The sequence below is a fragment of the Streptomyces sp. NPDC001530 genome, assembly GCF_042894545.1.
Lineage (GTDB): Bacteria > Actinomycetota > Actinomycetes > Streptomycetales > Streptomycetaceae > Streptomyces.
In genome coordinates, this window is the sequence record NZ_JBIAVS010000008.1 from 1 (window position 1) to 16,841 (window position 16,841).

Consider the following 16,841-nt stretch of genomic DNA (forward strand, 5'->3'; position numbering starts at 1 on the left):
AGCACCACGCCACGAGCCCGGGAAGACCGTGAAACGAGTCGAAACCCTCACCGAGCATGTCCGCTTGAAACAACAGCGAGGTTAAACATCAAGCTGAGAGAGCACGGAGGTCCGACTGCCCAGATCTGTCCGGACTTGAGGCTGTCTACCTGTCTACGTGTTACGACGGGCTCTCAGCTTCGCGGCGGGGGCCCCGACCGCATGCTCAAAGCGCGTCTGTGAACTTGTCAGCCCGATGTGGTCCGTGCAGGCTCGGCCGAGGGCGCCCCCTGCCGCGATGAGTTCCGGCCGGGTCGCGAGTCTGTTCTGGTGAGCGTCGTAGGACGTCGTACGACGCTGCCCGGCACGAGACACCACGGAGGACACCATGACGACCACGCCCGGCAACGCGAGCAGCAACCTCCCCGGCAAGCCGCCAGTCGTCGACCTGGCCACCTGGCAGGCGGCGCGCGAGGAGCTGCTGGTCCGCGAGAAGGCGCACACCCGTGAGGGCGACGCGATCGCCGCGGCCCGGCGGCGGCTGCCGATGGTCGAGCTCGACGGCGCGGTCGAGGTCACCGGCGTTGACGGGCCGGTCCCGTTCCTCGACCTGTTCCAGGGCCGCGACGAGCTCGTGGTCTACAAGCACATGTGGTACGACGGCGCGCCGCACCAGGGGCAGTGCGAGGGCTGCACCACCACGGCCTGGCACGTGAAGGACGCCGTCTACCTCAACGCCCGGGGCGTCTCGTTCGCCGTCCTGACCTCGGGCCCGTGGGACGAGGTGGCTCCCTACGTCGAGTTCATGGGTTACACCCAGCCCTGGTACTCGGTGCGGGGCGTGGAGGAGCCGGTCGGCGGAGAAATGGGTTATATCACCTGCTTCCTGCGCGACGGCGACCGCGTGTTCCTCACCTACTCCACGACGGGCCGTGGCAACGAGCCGGTCAACGGGTCCCTCGGCCTGCTCGACATGACGCCCTACGGCCGCGGCGAGGCGTGGGAGGACAACCCCGAGGGCTGGCCCGTGATCGGCGATGTCCGCGAGGGGTACCCGGCCGAGGGCCGCCAGGCCTGCTGGTACTGGCGCTCGGACGCCGACGGCGTCGCCACCTGGGGCCCGACCAGCCGGCCCGTGCCGCAGTGGACCCGCCCCGGCGCGACCCCCGTGGAGACCCTCGGCCGGCACGGCAACCACCACTGACGCGCCTTCGTCGACGGCGTCGGCACAAGGTGTGAGGTGCCGGGCGGAACCTCCGGACGGTGCGAACGGCCCCCGCGCGCTCGATCGGTGGGCGGTTCGCCCGGAAGATGAAGGAGATCAAGGCCGCAAGCGGCGCGTCGCGGTCGACACCGGCGGGCTGCTGCTGGCCGTCGTGGTCACGACCGCCTCCTTGTGGGACCGCGACGGTGCGTTCCGCATCACCGCCGCGCTGATGGGGATTCTTGAAAACGGCCGGGCTACTCCTCGCCTCACTCGGTCCCCTTCTCAACGAAGTGGGGATGTCCGGCGAGCGGCTGTCGTCGAGGAGCCGGGGCCGCCCGCTCGTTCAGCGTCCGGACCGCGCCGGCCCGTCCGGACTTATCTGGGGTTTCTGAGCTGAATCGGCAGTTCAGAGCCTTGATCACCGTCAAGGCATATGAGGCATACGGAGGGGGAGAGCCTGAGTGTGCCGATGGCACGCCTGCCCCCGACCCACCGTCCGTCGATCCGGCCACGATGGTCGTGGACGCGGCTGCGTTCAGCGCGGAATCACCCAGCCCGGCGCCCAGGTCCCGGCGGCGTCGTGGCCGGCCGCTGTGGCGGCGAGGTGGGCGCGGAGGGTGGCCAGCGCTGGGTGGGGGTTGTCGCGGTGCCAGAGGAGCGAGTGCGGGTAGACGGGCGTCGGGTCGGTCACCGGGATGCGGCGCAGGCCGTGGTCGGCGGGCCAGATGAGCCGGGTCTGCTCGCCCATGAAGGTGGCCAGGGCCGGGGTGTCGGCGATGGTGTCGAGGAGCGCGTCGGAGCCGAAGTTGGGGCCGGTCGCCTCGATGGTGAGGCCGAACTCGGCGACGAGGTCGTCGTAGTAGGCGGCCCACTCGGTACCGGGGACGATGCCGGGCATCCAGATCCGGTGCCCGGCGAGCTGAGCGACGGTCACCGACCGGGCGCCCGCCAGTGTGTGGGCGGGGCCGGTGAGGAGCTGGAGCGGCTCGTCGAGCACCCGGACGGACTCGATGTCCTCGGGAAGGGGCCGGCCGGGCGCGGCGACGGCGCGGAAGGACGCGTCGATCGCACCGGACCGAATGGCGGTGACGGCCGTCTCGATGTCGAACAGCATCACCACGTCGAGTTCGATCTCGGGGTGCGCGCGGTGGAAGCCGCGCATCAGGCCCGACTGCGCGCTGCGCGAGGCGATCACGTCGACGCGTAGCGGACGGCGGCCGGTGCGCACGGACGCGACCGCGCGCTCGGCGACGCGCAGCAGCTCGCGTGCGTGGGGCAGGAACGCCTGCCCGTCGATGGTGAGCTCGGCGCCGCGCGGGGTGCGGGTGAACAGCCGCACGCCGAGGTTGCGCTCCAGCGCGGCGATGCGCTTGGAGACAGCCTGCTGGGTGACCGCCAGCTCGGCGGCGGCCTCCTGGAACTGCCCCGCTTCGGCGGCGGCGACGAAGGTCCGGACGGTGTCGAGGTCCATGCCGACACCCTATGGCCACAACCATTGGTTGTGGCCAGGCGGCCCTGCGGTTGTTTGACCCCCGGCTATGGTGCTCGATTTGATGCTTCCGAACGCGGATCGGTTGTGCAGGCTGAGTGACGAGGGGCGTCGGGCATGAGGAGCGCGCACCGGCTGGGACATCTGCTCGGACATCGGCTGGGGCGGCGGTTCGGGTGGCTCTGGGGAGCGTACGGGACCAGCGCCCTCGGCACGTGGCTCGCCTTCGGCGCATTCCCGCTGATCGCCATCCGGGTGCTGCACGCCGGACCGGCCGAGGTCGCCGCGCTCTCCTCCGTGGGGTCTGCGGTGGGCGCGGCCGTGGCGGTGCCGCTCGGCCCGTGGGCGGAGTTCCGCCGCAAGCGGCCGGTGCTGATCGCGATGGACCTGGTGCGGTTCGCGGCGCTGCTGACGGTCCCCACCGCGTTCGCGCTCGGCGTCCTCACCTTCCTTCAGCTCCTGCTGGTCTCGGTCGTCGTCGCGGCGGCCGACATCACCTTCCGCGCCGCCTCCGGCGCGTACCTGAAGACGCTGCTGCCGGCCGGGGACCTGCTCGTCGCCAACGCCCGATTCGAGTCCACGGCCTGGACGACCACGATCATCGGACCGCCGCTGGGCGGCGCGGCGATCGGGCTCCTCGGTCCGGTGGCGACGGTGGTGGCCGACGCGGTCAGCTACCTGCTCTCGGCCCTGGGCATCCGCGCGACGGGCGGGCACGAGCCGCTGCCCAAGCGCCGGGAGGCCGCGCGCATGCGGGCCGGGGACCTGCTCGACGGTTGGCGGTACATCCTCGCCGACGCGACGCTGCGACCGCTGTTCTTCAACACCGCCTTATTCAACGGCCTGGTAATGGCCGCCCAGCCGCTGCTGGCCGTCCTGATGCTCGGCCGACTCGGGTTCGCACCGTGGCAGTACGGCCTCGCCTTCGCCGCGCCCTCGATCGGCGGGCTGCTCGGTTCGCGGCTGGCCCGACCGCTCGTCACCCGGTTCGGGCAGCACCAGGTCCTGGTCGTGGCCGGGGCGCTGCGCGCGCTCTGGCCCGTCGGCCTGGCCTTCCTGGGGCCGGGCACCGGAGGGCTGCTGCTGGTGATGGGCGTCGAGCTCGGGCTCATCTTCTGCTGCGGGGTCTTCAACCCCGTCTACACCACCTACCGCCTCGAGCGCACCGCGACCGACCGGGTCGCCCGCACGCTGTCCGCCTGGGCGGTGACGACCAAGGCCTCGACCGCGCTCCTGACGGCCGTCTGGGGCGTGCTGGGCGGCCTGCTCGGCCCACGTACGGCCATCGGCCTGGCCGGCGTGCTCCTGCTGGCGACCCCGCTGCTGCTCCCCCGCCGCGCGGCAGCGCATCTCTCCGAGCGGGAGCCGGCACCGAGCCGCGCCGCCTGACGGGCCGCCACGGCCGTCACCGCGATCAGGCTGCGCCGCCCTTCTTCGGAGCGGTTCACCCCTCCGCGTACAGCTCGGCGATGAGCGCGACGGCCTCCGCCGTGGCCGGTGGGGGTCGCGGCGCGTCACATCGTGGCTCACGTGCCCCATGTGAACGAATGGCAGCGCCTGGTCCTGTACGTCCTGACCGACGCCCTCGTCCCCAACCACCTCCTCGTCGGCACGATCGCCGTCTATCTTCAGCGCCAGGACCTCGACCCCGACCTCCTTCGCCGCTACCTGCAGTCCCCCGACCCCGACCGCTGCATCACCCGCCGAGCCGACGTGGACTCACGTCGGCCGCTGCATCGCCCGCGACACCGACTGACGGGACCTCGAACAGGCGGCGCGTGCGCTGCCCGGCCTCGGCGGGGTCACGCCGGGGCCGGAGCCCGGACGCTGCTTCGGGCATGGAGGGACCGCGCAACCCGATGCGGATCATGGCTGTTGCTCTCTGGTGGGGGCCGGTTTCGCCGTGTAGCGTCGCTCCCAGATGTCGTGGTTCGCAGCACCTGCCCGCGCTTTGGCGTGGGCGTTTTGCTGTGCAGTGCTGGACCAGGGCGATCACCTCTGGGGCCGCGCGGCGCGGTTCCTGACATCGACTGAGAGGCACCGGCATGGCCAGCGGAACCGTCAAGTGGTTCAACGCCGAAAAGGGCTTCGGCTTCATCGCCCAGGACGGCGGTGGTCCGGACGTCTTCGCGCACTACTCCAACATCAACGCCTCCGGCTTCCGTGAGCTGCAGGAAGGCCAGGCGGTCACCTTCGACATCACCCAGGGCCAGAAGGGCCCGCAGGCGGAGAACATCACGCCCGCCTGACTTTGGGCGTCAACGGGCCCCGGGGCAGGTGCTCCGGGGCCTGTTCCGTACTGTGCGCGGGGCGAGGGAGTAGTTGGCCGCCACCGCCCATCCGACCTGAATCCCGGGCGGCGCTTTGCCTCACCTGGCTATGTGCCTCACCTGTCGGTGATCTCGGAGAGCCAGGCCGTGTCCTCAGGGCCCGGCGCTTCGAGGTCAGGCGCGGGCAGCCGGCGGACTGTTCCCGTGCGCAGGGCGACCGTGGCCCGTGGCCGCATCGGCCCGTCGCCCCTGCGTGAGAGCAGGACGAGTTCCCAGACTGTCGCCGTCATGGCGTCGAGCCGGGTGGCGCAGTCGGCGGTGACTCGCCGCGGATCCCGGGTCCGGCCCAGGGACAGATGTGGGGCGAAGTTCTTGGCGGGCCCACGACAGCGCGGGAACCGCTGCTGCAGTACGCGGTGCAGGTCCGCCCACGGCCCCTTGCCGGCCGCCGTCGGGTCGAGCCACACGGTGAAGTACGCCCTGTGCCGGAAGGTGCGCACCCCGTCCAGCCGGGCGGTGAAGACCGGCGTCTCGGCCGTCGCCGCGGCGAGCAGCGGGGCAGCCCGCTCGAAGTCGGACTCCGGCACGAAGCCGAAGAGCACATTGACGTGCGGCGGCCAGCGGTGGATCTGCGGATCGTAGTCCTGGCGGATGTCCTGGATCGGCGGCCACAGCTCCGCAGGCGGAATCCAGGCCACCGCCGTGCGGGCCGTCGGGGGCACGTCGAGAGTGCCGCCGGGCAGGCCCCAGCCGGAGCTCGTGTCGAAGCTCAGGTCCGCTTGCGGGTCCCGCACCCGGCCGGCGCCCGACGTGTCGATGCGGTCCACACCCGTGGCCCGGTCCCAGACCACCTCGCCGTCCGCCTCGATGAACACCACCCGGTGCCACGGGATGTCGCCCCCGGGCACGAAGGAAGGCAGCGGGATGCGTTTGAGGGCATCCCCGCGCTGGCTGATCCCCAGCACGAACCGGGCCGGGTCGAACCGCGGGTCCCAGCGGACCCGGTGATAGATCTCGTCGCTGGTCCGCATCACGCCTCCTCTCCCGCCTTCACACCTTCCCTTCCTCCAGGGTGCCGCCCACCTTGTCCTCGACGGTTGTTCCGCTCGCACCGCGACGCATCTGGTGCGGTGCGCCTGACGGGGGACGGCAGGGAGAACCGGTGCGCCTGTGTGGTGAGCACCCGCGGCAGCACTGCCGCACCCGTTCTCGGCGTCCTGTCGGATCTGGGACCGGCTTGTTCGTCACGGCCGGTAGCGTGGGCAACGAGACAGAGCCCTGCGAAAGACAAGAGCGGGAAACCATGCGGATGATCTTCAATCCCGCGGAGGAGAACGAGTACGAGGCCGTTCGTGGTCTTCTTGTCCACCGGTTCGAACAGTGGGCCTGGGAGAACGGGATCGACGCCGATCCGTCCGTCGTCGAAGCCGCGCTGGACTACCGCCATCTCGGTACGCCGGACGGCAGGCTGGGACTGTGGGACCAGCGGCACATCGAGGAGTTCCTGCTCGACTGGGTTCCGCGGACGGTGACCGTACTTCCCGACGAGGAGCCCGCCGATGCGCCGGGCACTCTGCGGTGCCTGCTGCGGTATCTGGACGACGTCCATCTTGCCGATCCCCGGGGGGCGTCCCTGCCCGAGGTGCTGGAGGCCGTCGACGCGGCGGCGCCCCGCTACGCGGAGGCGATGGCCGACCGCAGCCTCTGGGGCCTGGCGAAGTTCTGGATCACTACTGCCGCGGAGCAGGGCGTCGACGTCCACGACGAGCAGGCGTTGCAGGACTTCGTGGGGCGGGCACAGGGTGGCGAGGTGCCCTACGACCCCGAGGTGCTTCAGGCCATCGTCGAGCGGCACATGCGCAGTTCCGGGCCCGTACGGTCCGAGCCGCAGCTCCCGGTCGCGCTCCCGGGCGACGACGTCCTGCGGGAGCAGGCCGGCCGGTCACCGGTCCTGCGGCAGCTGCGCGGCCTGGCCGAGTGGGCGGGGCGCGACGGCAGAACGCTCACCGGTTCCGGCAGGCTGCGTCTGTCAGATGCCCGGGAACTCGTAGAGCGGCTGGACACCGGAGACGACACGGACTCGGTCCGCTCGTCCGCGGACCTGCCGCGCCTCAACCTCCTTGTGGAGTGGGCGAAGACAGCCAGGCTGATACGAGTCGCCAAGGGGAGGCTGTACGCGGTGGCCAAGGCCAAGCCTGTGCTGAACGACCCGCTTGCGCTGTGGCGGCGCGCGTTCGACGCGTTCCGCGAGCTGCCCAGCCCAGTGAGGGGCGGGCGCGGCGGCAGGTACGGAGAATCCGTGCTGTTCGACGTGTACGACGTGTACGACGTCGTCCTGCCCGACGTACTGGCAACCCTCTACAGCCTGCCGTACCCCATGCCCTGGCCCGGGCTGCGGGACACCGTCCGCCTCGCCTACCGCTCGAGTTCCCTGCTCGAGGTCTTCGCCACGGACTCCATCGGGTTCGAACAGGCCGATGACGATCTGCGCACCGTGCTGGGTGCTTTGGAGGACCTGGGGGCGATCGAGTGCCACCAGGGGATGGCCGACCCTGTCTTCGCGGATCTGGCGATGAGCGAGAACGACCTCGAGGGGTGGGCCGGAGTACCGAACGAGGACGATGACGACCTCGAGACGCCGTCCGGCATACTGCCAGGGATGCCGACCGGACTTGCCGGGCTGCTGGACGACGCCCTGCAGGACGGGACCCTGCCGGACGAGACCCTGTCGGGTGACGCCCTGTTGGACGGCGCCCCGCCCGATGACGCCCTGTTGAGTGACGCTCTGCTGGATAACGAGGCCACCCAGCGGGCCCGGAAACTGAAGTCCGAACTGAGCTCGGGCCCGGTCGAGTTGATCCGTCTCACTGACCTCGGAACGGACTCCGTGCGCCGTCGGCTGCTGACCGAAGGCCGGGATGCACCCCTGATCGGCGAGCTTGCCCAGGCCTCGCCGGCCGGTTTGCTGGGCGTCCTCGCCGATCACTACGATCCGGAGTCCGCCCGGGCGGAGCTCGCCGCGTGGTTCGCCGTCCACGGCGACCGGTCCGCGGCGCTGGAGCAGCTCGTCCGCGCGGTGCGGACCATGCCGTTCCGCACCCGGGCCGAGGCCATGCTGGACGTCCTCGTCTCATCGCTCGACGACGGGGAGCTCCTGCTGCGAAGCCTGCGTTCGGACCCCTCGCTGGCTCCCACCGCGCTGAGCCTCCTGGCCCGCCGGGAGATTCTCACCCCCGAGGACCTCACGGAGCCGGAAAGCCTGCTCATGGTCGCTGAAAGCCTGTTGCAGCTCTTTGAGGCGACCGGCGCCGACGGGGTGAGGGAGGTACTACGCCAACAGGGTCGCGAGGCCGAAGAGGCCCTCCGGGCGGCTCTGGCCTCCGGTCACCCGGACCGGGAGGGCCTCGCGGACCTTCAGGCCCTCGCCGAGCGTGAGCCCCGGGAGCGCAAGGCCCACGTCGGCCTTGTTCAGCAGCGCGGCCACCGAAAGAACGGCAGACGCGGAGGCAGGCGGCGCCGCTGAGGACCTGGCGCTCCTGGCGCTCAAGGGATGAGGGTGCGGTCGAGGAGCTCGGCCCTGCAGGAGCGGATCCACCGCTCCTTGATCGCCTTCATCCGGGGCCACGAACTCGTCGAGCGAGGTTTTACCGACTACTGGGGCTACAACACCATCGGCTTCTTCGCCCCGCACAACGCGTACGCCTCCTGGGGCGACCGCGGCAAGCTCTACGGCCACATCATGCCGATCAAGAGGCGGACGCAGTTACGGAGTTCTGCCGCTACCTGCGCACCCTCTACCCAGCCGAGATCCGCATCGCGATCGTCTGCGACAACTGTGTGTTGCCATGATCGGCAGCCTCCCACTGGTCGCCGAGCCACCCCGCCGTGGGGGATGCCCGCATTGGTGCCACCCTGTGCGGACACGCAGGGTGATTAACCTGAATGAGTGAAGATCGGCACGCTCCGAGGTCATGGAGCGGTCGTGGTTCGAGCTGAGGGCTGAGCCGGTGCCGGGACGACGGATGCCCGGTGTCCGAACGCGCGGGGCTCACAGCCTGCGGCCTCGGCCGGCGACGGGATGCTCAGCGGTCTCTTCGGCAAGGCGGCTGCCGCCATGCAAGCCACCGGCAACCACAAGCGATTTGAGTGCCGAGTTGCATCAAGTCGGTGTAGATGGGCCCGAAGTCATGGCACGGTTGATTCGACTGTGCCCAGGAGCCGCCACTCTTGCGGTTCTCACAAGGAAAGCAGAGAGATCCACATGTTCGTGGGAGTGCACGGCATCGGCCAACAACAGCTCGGCCGTCATCAGCTTCTCGGTTCCTGGACCTTGGCGCTGCGCGACGGTCTGGAACGGGCATCTGGCGAAGCCGTTGCAGAGCCCAGACTGGACATAGCCTTCTACGGTGACGTGTTCCTGGGGCCAAGCGGCCCGCTGTCGAAAGGCTCTGACTCTGGAGCGAATTGGAGCATGGGCCTTTCGGACGAGGAAGCTGCATGGCTGATGTCGGCAGCGTTGGAGATCGTCACGGAGGAGGAGGTGCGTTTGATGGCCCATACCGAGACCAAGGCAGCCCCGAGGGTTCCTGCAGTGCTACGACCTGTCCTGGCCGCCCTGGATCGCCGCCTCGGCCATCGTGCCAGCGCCCTGCTGATAGGCGAGCTACGGCAGGTGCGACGCTACCTGACTGAGCGATCTATCAAGGATGAGGTGGACCGGCGCTTGCGGATGTGCGCGGCTGAAGGCCGCGTGCTCATTGGTCATTCCTTGGGATCGGTAGTCGCGTTCGAATACCTGCGACAGAACCGAGGGCACAGGCTGGACCTATTACTTACGCTGGGATCCCCCCTGAGGCTGCGAACCGTACGATCCCTGATGCCCAATCCGCTATACGGGACCGTGCGCTACTTGCCCGGCCGTCGTGTCGGCGCGTGGGTGAACCTCTGGGATCCAGCAGATCCGGTCGCCTGCGCGGGGGAGCTGTCTGCATTGTGGCCGGGGGTGACGGACCACCGCGTCGACAACGGCGACGATCCTCACGCCGTCACCCGGTATCTAGGGAAACGAGAGGCCGGAGAAGCGGTGCGCGCAGCCCTGCCGGGCTGGGCTGACGTATGACGGATGATCCGGGTAGCCCGACTGCTCTGCGTCGCCACTTCGTTGCGATAGCCACCGGCGCCTATGACCATCCTCGCTGGCCGCCCCTACCTGTGCAGCAAGAGGTAGACGTCATGCGTGAATGGCTCTGCGATTGCAAGCTAGGGCCGGACCGAAACTTCACACCGGTCTTCTCATCCCTCGCCGACAATCCCACTCTCCGCGAGATTCACGACCACCTCAATCCGGAGGGTGGGCTGCCATGGAATGAGTCCGACGCGGCGGTCATCTTTGTCACCGGGCACGGCATGACGAGTGAGCGGGGCCTGACTCACTGGACCGTCCTGAAGACCACAATGCCGGGCAAACGCCTGCCGGCGACTGCTCTTCGCACGGCCGACCTCATCACCTGGCTAGCTGCAACAGACATTCAACACTTGTTTTTGGTCTTGGACATGTGCTTCGCAGGTGCGACGGCGGCCCAGACCGCCGTGCTGGATGCGGACATCCCACGGACCTGGTTTGTTCTGCCCAGCGCTAGCCGCGATGCGGAAGCGGTTCCCGGGGCGCTGACCACGGCCATCTCCGAGTTCCTCGCCGAACTCACATCCCCTCTGGGCCGCAAGTACGCCGGACAGGAAGCACCCTTCCTGAACGTGGAGACGTTCCTCAGCGAAGTTCAGCGTCGCCTAAACACGTCTTCAGACCTATTGACGCCTCTGCCTGGAAGTCAGCGCAGCGGACCGCACCTATGCCTGCCCAACCCCTGCTATCAAGGCAGTCCGCGAGTCGATCTGCCTCCCGCTCTTCGTGACATGGCGCTTCCTCAGGCAGAACTGATCCAGCACTGGAACCCACGGTCTCGGGGAGTGGCACGCGCAGAAGAGTCGGGCTGGCTCTTCAGCGGTCGCGAGGCACTGATACGGGAACTGGTCAAGACGTCCATCGGTGACCCGGAAACCACTTTGATCACTGGTTGTGCTGGCAGCGGAAAATCCGCGGTTCTTGCCCGCTTGGTCACACTCAGTGCCCCGGATTTCAGGGCCGAGCATCACGTGCAGATAGCGGCGATCCCCGCAGACCTGGATCCGGGAGCGAAGGCTGTCGATGTTGCCGTCGTGTGCACAGGCAAAACCCCGGTAGAGATAGCCGCACAGATCTGCTTGGCAGTGGGCATCGACGAGCCGGACAGTAGCCGGGCGGTTGCGACCACTGAAGAGTGGATCACCAGCTGGCATACATGGCTTAGACAACGCCAGTCAGCGGTGACGCTCGTGGTGGACGCTCTTGACGAGGCCAACCACCCGCACGACGTACTGAACCAGGTTCTGGCCCGCCTGGGCGTCGGACCGTCCCGGCAGTGGCTCCGTCTACTCATCGGTGTGCGCTCCCCTCGCCGCGAAGCCACCGACGTTATAGCTGAAGCAGACCGTGTGCGCCCGCTGGCCGACTACGCAGAAGAGGTCTTGGAGGCCAGGCGGATCAGGGTCGACGAATTGCCCTGGTGGCACCCAAAGGACGTCGCCGCATACGCCGAACAGCTGCTGCTGACGGCGCCAGGATCACCATACGCTGCATGCCCGGCGGTGGCCGTACAAGCCAGCGAGCGCATCGCGGCTCGCGTCGGCACTTCATTCCTGATCGCCCGTCTGTCAGCTTCATCTCTCACCCGCCGGGCCCGCGTGGTCGATCCTGACGACGCCACGTGGCTGCAGGCGGTGAATGAAGGGATCACCGGTGTCTTCCGCGAGGACCTGCAGGCGACGCTGCCGAGGAAGGCCGACCGGGAGCGCGCGGTGCACCTGCTGCGCGCGGTTGGATTGGCTCAGGGCAAAGGCATGCCCTGGGCGCGTATCTGGCCCAGCGTGTCCGCCTGTGTGCAGGCGGACACGTCTCGCAGCTACGGCGATGCCGACATCGCCTGGCTTCTGGATTCCCGCATGGGGGCCTATCTAGTTACCGATGTCGAAGACGGTGCCACTGTGTACCGCCTCTTTCACGACGCGTTGCGCCAGCTATTCAGAAGTGAGTGGCGCAGGCTGATCGAGCCCAGCAGGGACAACCATGCCGACCACGGGGTTTCATCGGAGAATCAGGAGCGGGCCGAGCAACGTGCCATTGCTCGGGCCCTGACCGGCCTCGCGGCCGAGAGTCTGGCCATGCACACCTCACCGCCGGCCTACGCACGACGGTACGCAGCGGTGCATGCCAACGCTGGCGATGCCCTGGACGAGCGATTGCTCAACCTGCACCTACTCGCCTACCTGGATATAACGCACATCCTGCAGATGAGGGGCCTGCACAACCGGCTGCCACTGCCACAGGCAACACTGTTGAGAGCCCTGCGGGGCGCTGCCTACTACTGGGACTTCGAAAATCCCACTTCGAACGCCATGGTTCTGGCACTGTCCCTTGCCGAGGTAGGAGTGCCTATCCCCGAGGTGTTGTCCGGAGTTGAATGGCACCCCGATTGGGCGAACTGGCTACCCATGCAGGCAGTACCTCTAGGCTCGGCCTCAGTATCTACTGCCCTACTTCCTGATGGGCGCACCGTCGCCATCACCAGGATGAGCGAGGCGAATGGAGCGGTGGTAGTCGACCTGTCGTCGGGACAGACGATCGGGGCACCTTTGGGAGGAGAGCAGAACGGTGCCGCCAGGCTGCGTGATGGCAGAGTAGTCGTCCTGATTAAGGAGAGCTTCTACGCTTCCGACAGCCATCTCGTCGATCTGGCCTCGCGAACCACTGTAGGGCCGCCAATCAAAGGCCAAGTTCGAGCAGTGCTGCCGCATCCCGACGGTCGAACCCTCGCAGTCGTCACCACAGGACACCGAGAAAAGGCTGTCACATATGTTTGGGATCCAGAGACTGGGCGACCCACCGGCGTGAGCTTCGCCGGACGCGTCTTGGCTGTACTGCCACTGCCGCAGGGGCCCGTGGCAGTGACCATCGGGGCAGCGGATCGTCCGTCTCACCCGCAGATCCGGAGCCTGGACAACGGCAATCTCATGCACACCCTGCCTATCCGCCTGGACCCGCATAGTGCAGAACAGGCGTGTATTGCCACCTTTGGCCATGATGAAGCACAACGATTCATCCTTTTTCATAAGACGGCCGATCAAACGCGCGCTTGGAACGTGATGACCCGCAGGCAGGAGCAGTACCGGCCTGCGGCTGATGTCCTTGAGGCCACCGCCACGGCGTCACTCCCGGACGGGACAGACGTTGCCGTCATATGCGACGGCGGCTGGCAGGTCATCGACACCATCGACGGCCGACCGCTTGACCAGCCGCTCAGCACGCTGCGATTGAGGCCAGTAGTGCACCTGACCCAGCCTCACCGCGCGCATCGATGCGACAGCATCGGAGGATCAGGGCCGTTCCTCCAGCTGACCGACGGACGGCGGGTTGCAGTCACCGACGACGGACGCACCAGCTTCATCCACGATCTCGAGCACAGCCGGCCGAGGCAAGGCTTGCCCGTCCGCCGCTGGAACGGTGCCGGAACAGGCGTCCTCAAAGGCGGTCGCAAGGTGATGCTGTCCCCCGACGTGTCGACCGGACTGGTCCACGTACTGGATTTCAGAACCGGAGAAGAGATTGGGCGGCCGTTCGCGCATCAGGCACGTGAAGGCCTGTACACGCACGCTCACGATGCGAAAGCCGCGGTGCTTCCAACGGGCCAGAACGTCGTCATCAGCGGTGGAGCCGACGGCGCGTGGCTGTGGGACCTCGACACCCGACTGCCCATCACACGCTTGTACGCAAATCGCAAGCACGGCGTCGGTGTCGTGGAGACCTTGACAACTCGTCGCGGCCACGTGCTCGGAATCGTTGGAAGCCAGCGAGCCAACGTGGCCGTCTATGACCTGTCAAACGGCAAAGAGCTCGGACACAACGGCTGGAATTGGCCCCTTGGCTCAACCGACGACTGGAGCGTGGACTCCATCGCCACCGCCCACGACGAAGAAATCCCGATCGCTATCATCTCGAACCAGCCCGATCGAGCAAGCGTCTTCGACCTACGTACGAACACGCCACGGCGAGAACTGGTGGTAGAGCGGCCACTGAAGGGTGGGTGCATCGCGGCAGCCTCCGCTCATGACGGTAAGGCCTACGCACTGCTCGGCACAGAGATCTGGGACCCCTCGATCAACCTCGTGGATCATTCAGGCAGACTGGGTGAGATTGACCTCGACCCGGACCAACTACGGGCCCTGAGCATGACACGGCTGGACTCAGGAGAAGCCGTGGCGTTCACACTGAGTACCGATGGCTTGGTACGAGCCCACTCCATCCCTGACGGCCGCCAAATCGGTGAACCGTTCCCCAGCATGGGCAAGGCCCAGAAGCTGCTCGCCGAGGCAGCTCCAGGGGGAGGCTGCCACCTGACTCTCTACGGCATGTACGGCTGGGCACAGGTCACATGGCGACCTACGCACGCTCGGATGCTGTAGAGGTACCAGCTGAGCAGGCCGCGTCGGTCACCAACACCCGCCCACATGGGAAGACGACCGCGCAGGCATGGGACCGGCTGCACCCGAGGCGGCGGGCAGCCTGGATCGACCCCAACAGACACCCGCCCATCATCGAGGGCACCATCGTCCGCCTGGTCGTGGTGAAACCGCCCAGTGCGTGAGTGATTGGGTGGCGCGGGCCGGACCGCCGAAATCCATCGCACCTGGCGTGCGGACATCCCACACGGAGACCTGCCCAGGTGCCCGGCGCAAGGGGGCTGACCTCAGCCTGAGCGGCGGCCGGTTGCGGATGGATCCGCGCTACTCCGGTGCGTTCGGCCGCGCCAGCCCCAGGTCATAGGCCAGGATGACGGCCTGAATGCGATCGCGCGCTCCCACCTTCGCCAGCACCCGGCCCACGTGGGTCTTCACCGTCGATTCCGCCACGACCAGGCGCTCGGCGATCTCGCGGTTGCTCCAGCCCTGGCCGATGGCGACCAGGATCTCGTGCTCGCGGGTGGTCAGGGCGCGCACCCTGGGGTCGTCGGCCTTTCGGCTCGACGACTCGTGGGGGAGGTGGCGGGCGTACGCGTCCAGGAGGCGGCGGGTCAGGGTGGGGGCGATGACTGCGTCGCCGCCCGCGACTGCGCGGATCCCGGCCAGGAGTTCTTCCGGGTGGGCGTCCTTGAGGAGGAAGCCGCTGGCTCCTGCGCGCAGCGCCGCGTGGGCGTACTCGTCCAGGTCGAAGGTGGTCAGGATGAGGACGCGGGAGCGGTCACCCGAGGCGACGATGCGGCGGGTGGCCTCGATGCCGTCCATGCCGGGCATCCGTACGTCCATGAGGATGACGTCCGGGCGGAGTTCGGCGGCCTTGCGGACGGCTTCGCCGCCGTGCGCCGCTTCGCCGACGACCGCGGTGTCGGGGGTGCTCTCCAGGAGCATGCGGAAGCCGAGGCGTTGCAGTGGCTGGTCGTCCACGATGAGCACGGTGGTCACGCCGCACCGCCCGTGTCGGCTCCTGCGGCGGGCAGCGGGGTGAGGTCGAGGGCCGCCCGCACCGTCCAGCCGCCGCCGGGGGCGGGTCCCGCGGTGACGGTCCCGTTGTAGAGGGCTGCGCGTTCTCTCATGCCGGCGAGTCCGTGTCCTTCGTCGTGGGGCGATCCGGACCGGACGGTTGCGCCGGCCCGGCCGGTGTCGTGGACGTCGATGTGCAGCCGCGTGTCCTCGACGCTCACCGCCAGGTCGACGCGCGTGTCGTGGCCCGCGTGCTTGAGGGCGTTGGTGAGGGCCTCCTGGACTATGCGGTAGACGGTCAGCTGGACACCGCGGTCCAAGGTGTCCAGCTCGCCGCCGGTGCGGTAGAGGACCTGTGGACCGGCGGCGCGGATCCGGGCGCACAGGGCGTCGATGTCCGTGATGCCGGGCTGGGGGCTGAGCTCGGGAGCGGCGGGGGTCTGGGTCTGCTCGCGCAGGACGCCGAGCATGCGGCGCAGTTCGCCCAGCGCCTGGCGTCCGGTGTCACCGATGAGGACCAGCGCCTGCTTGCCGCGTTCCGGGGCGCGATCGGTCGCGTACGCGCCACCGTCGGCGAGCGTGATGATGACGGAGAGGTTGTGGCCGACGATGTCGTGCATCTCGCGGGCCACCCGGGTGCGTTCGGCGGCGGCGGCCAGCTTGCTGCGCTGGTCGCGTTCGATCTCCAGGCGGGTCGCGCGGTCGCGCAGGACGGCGAGCTGGGCGCGCCGGATCCGTACCGCCAGACCGAGCGCGACCGCCGCGGTGATGGTGCTGAACAGGAAGAACAGCGCGTCCAGGACGGATACTTCGGGCGGCAGCCGGAGCGTGAGCAGGCCCAGGGCGCCTGCGGTGACGGCGCAGGCCACGGGCAGGCGCCGGAGCTCTCCGTGCAGCACCAGGCTGTAGAGGGCGATCAACAGGGCGATATCGGCGCGCAGCCATACGCCCAGGGCCAGCTGGAGGAAGAACACCGCGGCGATCACGGCGAAGGCGAGGGAAGGCTTTCTGCGCCGCCACAGCAGGGGCAGTACCAGTCCGGCCTGCAGCGCGAGCGTCCCCGGCCAGGGCAGATGAGTGAAGTTGGTGTCGAACGCGCGTCGTCGGCCGTCGTCGTCGTGCACCAGGTCCGGCACGCAGAACATCAGCACCACGACAGCGATCACACCCGCGTCCAGGATCCATGGGTGGTTCCGGTCGCCCTGTTTGAGCCATCGGCCGAGGCGGGACAGCCCACTGGCCAGGGGGTGATTCCACGGGAGGTCCGCCTCCGCGGACGGCGGGTCGGGAAATACCCCCAGGTGGGCGGTGTCGTCGATGCTCATGG

General features: G+C 68.4%; 11 protein-coding genes and 1 pseudogene. 8 read left to right on the plus strand and 4 right to left on the minus strand.

Features of this window, described 5'->3' with window-relative positions; genetic code table 11:
* Nucleotides 1–367 precede the first annotated feature (367 nt).
* Nucleotides 368–1,183, plus strand: a complete 816-nt coding sequence (locus tag ACFY0T_RS17300) for a DUF899 domain-containing protein (protein WP_388870548.1) — start codon at nt 368–370, stop codon at nt 1,181–1,183.
* A gap of 538 nt (nt 1,184–1,721) precedes the next feature.
* Here the strand turns inward: ACFY0T_RS17300 and ACFY0T_RS17305 are convergent.
* Entirely contained in the window at nt 1,722–2,657 is a 936-nt protein-coding gene (locus tag ACFY0T_RS17305) for a LysR family transcriptional regulator (protein ID WP_388870551.1), read from the minus strand.
* A gap of 135 nt (nt 2,658–2,792) precedes the next feature.
* Here ACFY0T_RS17305 and ACFY0T_RS17310 point away from each other — a divergent pair, with 135 nt between their 5' ends.
* Together ACFY0T_RS17310 and ACFY0T_RS17315 are read left to right on the plus strand one after the other, a co-directional pair.
* Nucleotides 2,793–4,064, plus strand: a complete 1,272-nt coding sequence (locus tag ACFY0T_RS17310) for an MFS transporter (protein WP_388870554.1) — start codon at nt 2,793–2,795, stop codon at nt 4,062–4,064.
* 656 nt (nt 4,065–4,720) lie between these two features.
* Nucleotides 4,721–4,924 carry a cold-shock protein gene (locus ACFY0T_RS17315; RefSeq protein WP_037751662.1) on the plus strand — a complete coding sequence of 68 codons (204 nt, stop codon included), beginning with the start codon at nt 4,721–4,723 and terminating at the stop codon, nt 4,922–4,924.
* A gap of 137 nt (nt 4,925–5,061) precedes the next feature.
* Here the strand turns inward: ACFY0T_RS17315 and ACFY0T_RS17320 are convergent, their stop codons facing one another.
* On the minus strand, nt 5,062–5,976 hold the full coding sequence (locus ACFY0T_RS17320; protein WP_388870557.1) for an RNA repair domain-containing protein: 915 nt from the start codon (nt 5,974–5,976) through the stop codon (nt 5,062–5,064).
* 278 nt (nt 5,977–6,254) lie between these two features.
* On the opposite strand from ACFY0T_RS17320, the gene ACFY0T_RS17325 reads away from it, so the two are divergent.
* The 5 genes and pseudogenes from ACFY0T_RS17325 (at nt 6,255) to ACFY0T_RS17345 (ending at nt 14,682) form a co-directional block, all read left to right on the plus strand.
* Nucleotides 6,255–8,468 (plus strand): hypothetical protein, encoded by a 2,214-nt coding sequence (locus ACFY0T_RS17325; RefSeq protein ID WP_388870560.1) that lies wholly within the window; start codon nt 6,255–6,257, stop codon nt 8,466–8,468.
* Nucleotides 8,469–8,660: 192 nt separating this feature from the next.
* Nucleotides 8,661–8,779, plus strand: a pseudogene (locus ACFY0T_RS17330) (Mobile element protein); the annotation flags it as partial.
* Between the two features lie 427 nt (nt 8,780–9,206).
* Nucleotides 9,207–10,064 carry a hypothetical protein gene (locus ACFY0T_RS17335; RefSeq protein WP_388870563.1) on the plus strand — a complete coding sequence of 286 codons (858 nt, stop codon included), beginning with the start codon at nt 9,207–9,209 and terminating at the stop codon, nt 10,062–10,064.
* A gap of 113 nt (nt 10,065–10,177) precedes the next feature.
* Nucleotides 10,178–14,500 (plus strand): hypothetical protein, encoded by a 4,323-nt coding sequence (locus ACFY0T_RS17340; protein ID WP_388870566.1) that lies wholly within the window; start codon nt 10,178–10,180, stop codon nt 14,498–14,500.
* Complete coding sequence (locus ACFY0T_RS17345) at nt 14,470–14,682, plus strand: hypothetical protein (protein WP_388870569.1); 213 nt, start codon at nt 14,470–14,472, stop codon at nt 14,680–14,682. Before ACFY0T_RS17340 ends, ACFY0T_RS17345 begins: the two co-directional genes overlap by 31 nt.
* 139 nt (nt 14,683–14,821) lie before the next feature.
* On the opposite strand, the gene ACFY0T_RS17350 is transcribed toward ACFY0T_RS17345, so the two are convergent.
* Both ACFY0T_RS17350 and ACFY0T_RS17355 read right to left on the minus strand, forming a co-directional pair.
* Entirely contained in the window at nt 14,822–15,496 is a 675-nt protein-coding gene (locus ACFY0T_RS17350; RefSeq protein ID WP_388870572.1) for a response regulator, read from the minus strand.
* A complete protein-coding gene (locus ACFY0T_RS17355; RefSeq protein WP_388870575.1) occupies nt 15,493–16,839 on the minus strand; it encodes a sensor histidine kinase in 1,347 nt (448 codons plus the stop codon). The genes ACFY0T_RS17350 and ACFY0T_RS17355 overlap by 4 nt, the downstream gene beginning before the upstream one ends.
* Between the last annotated feature and the right edge of the window lie 2 nt (nt 16,840–16,841).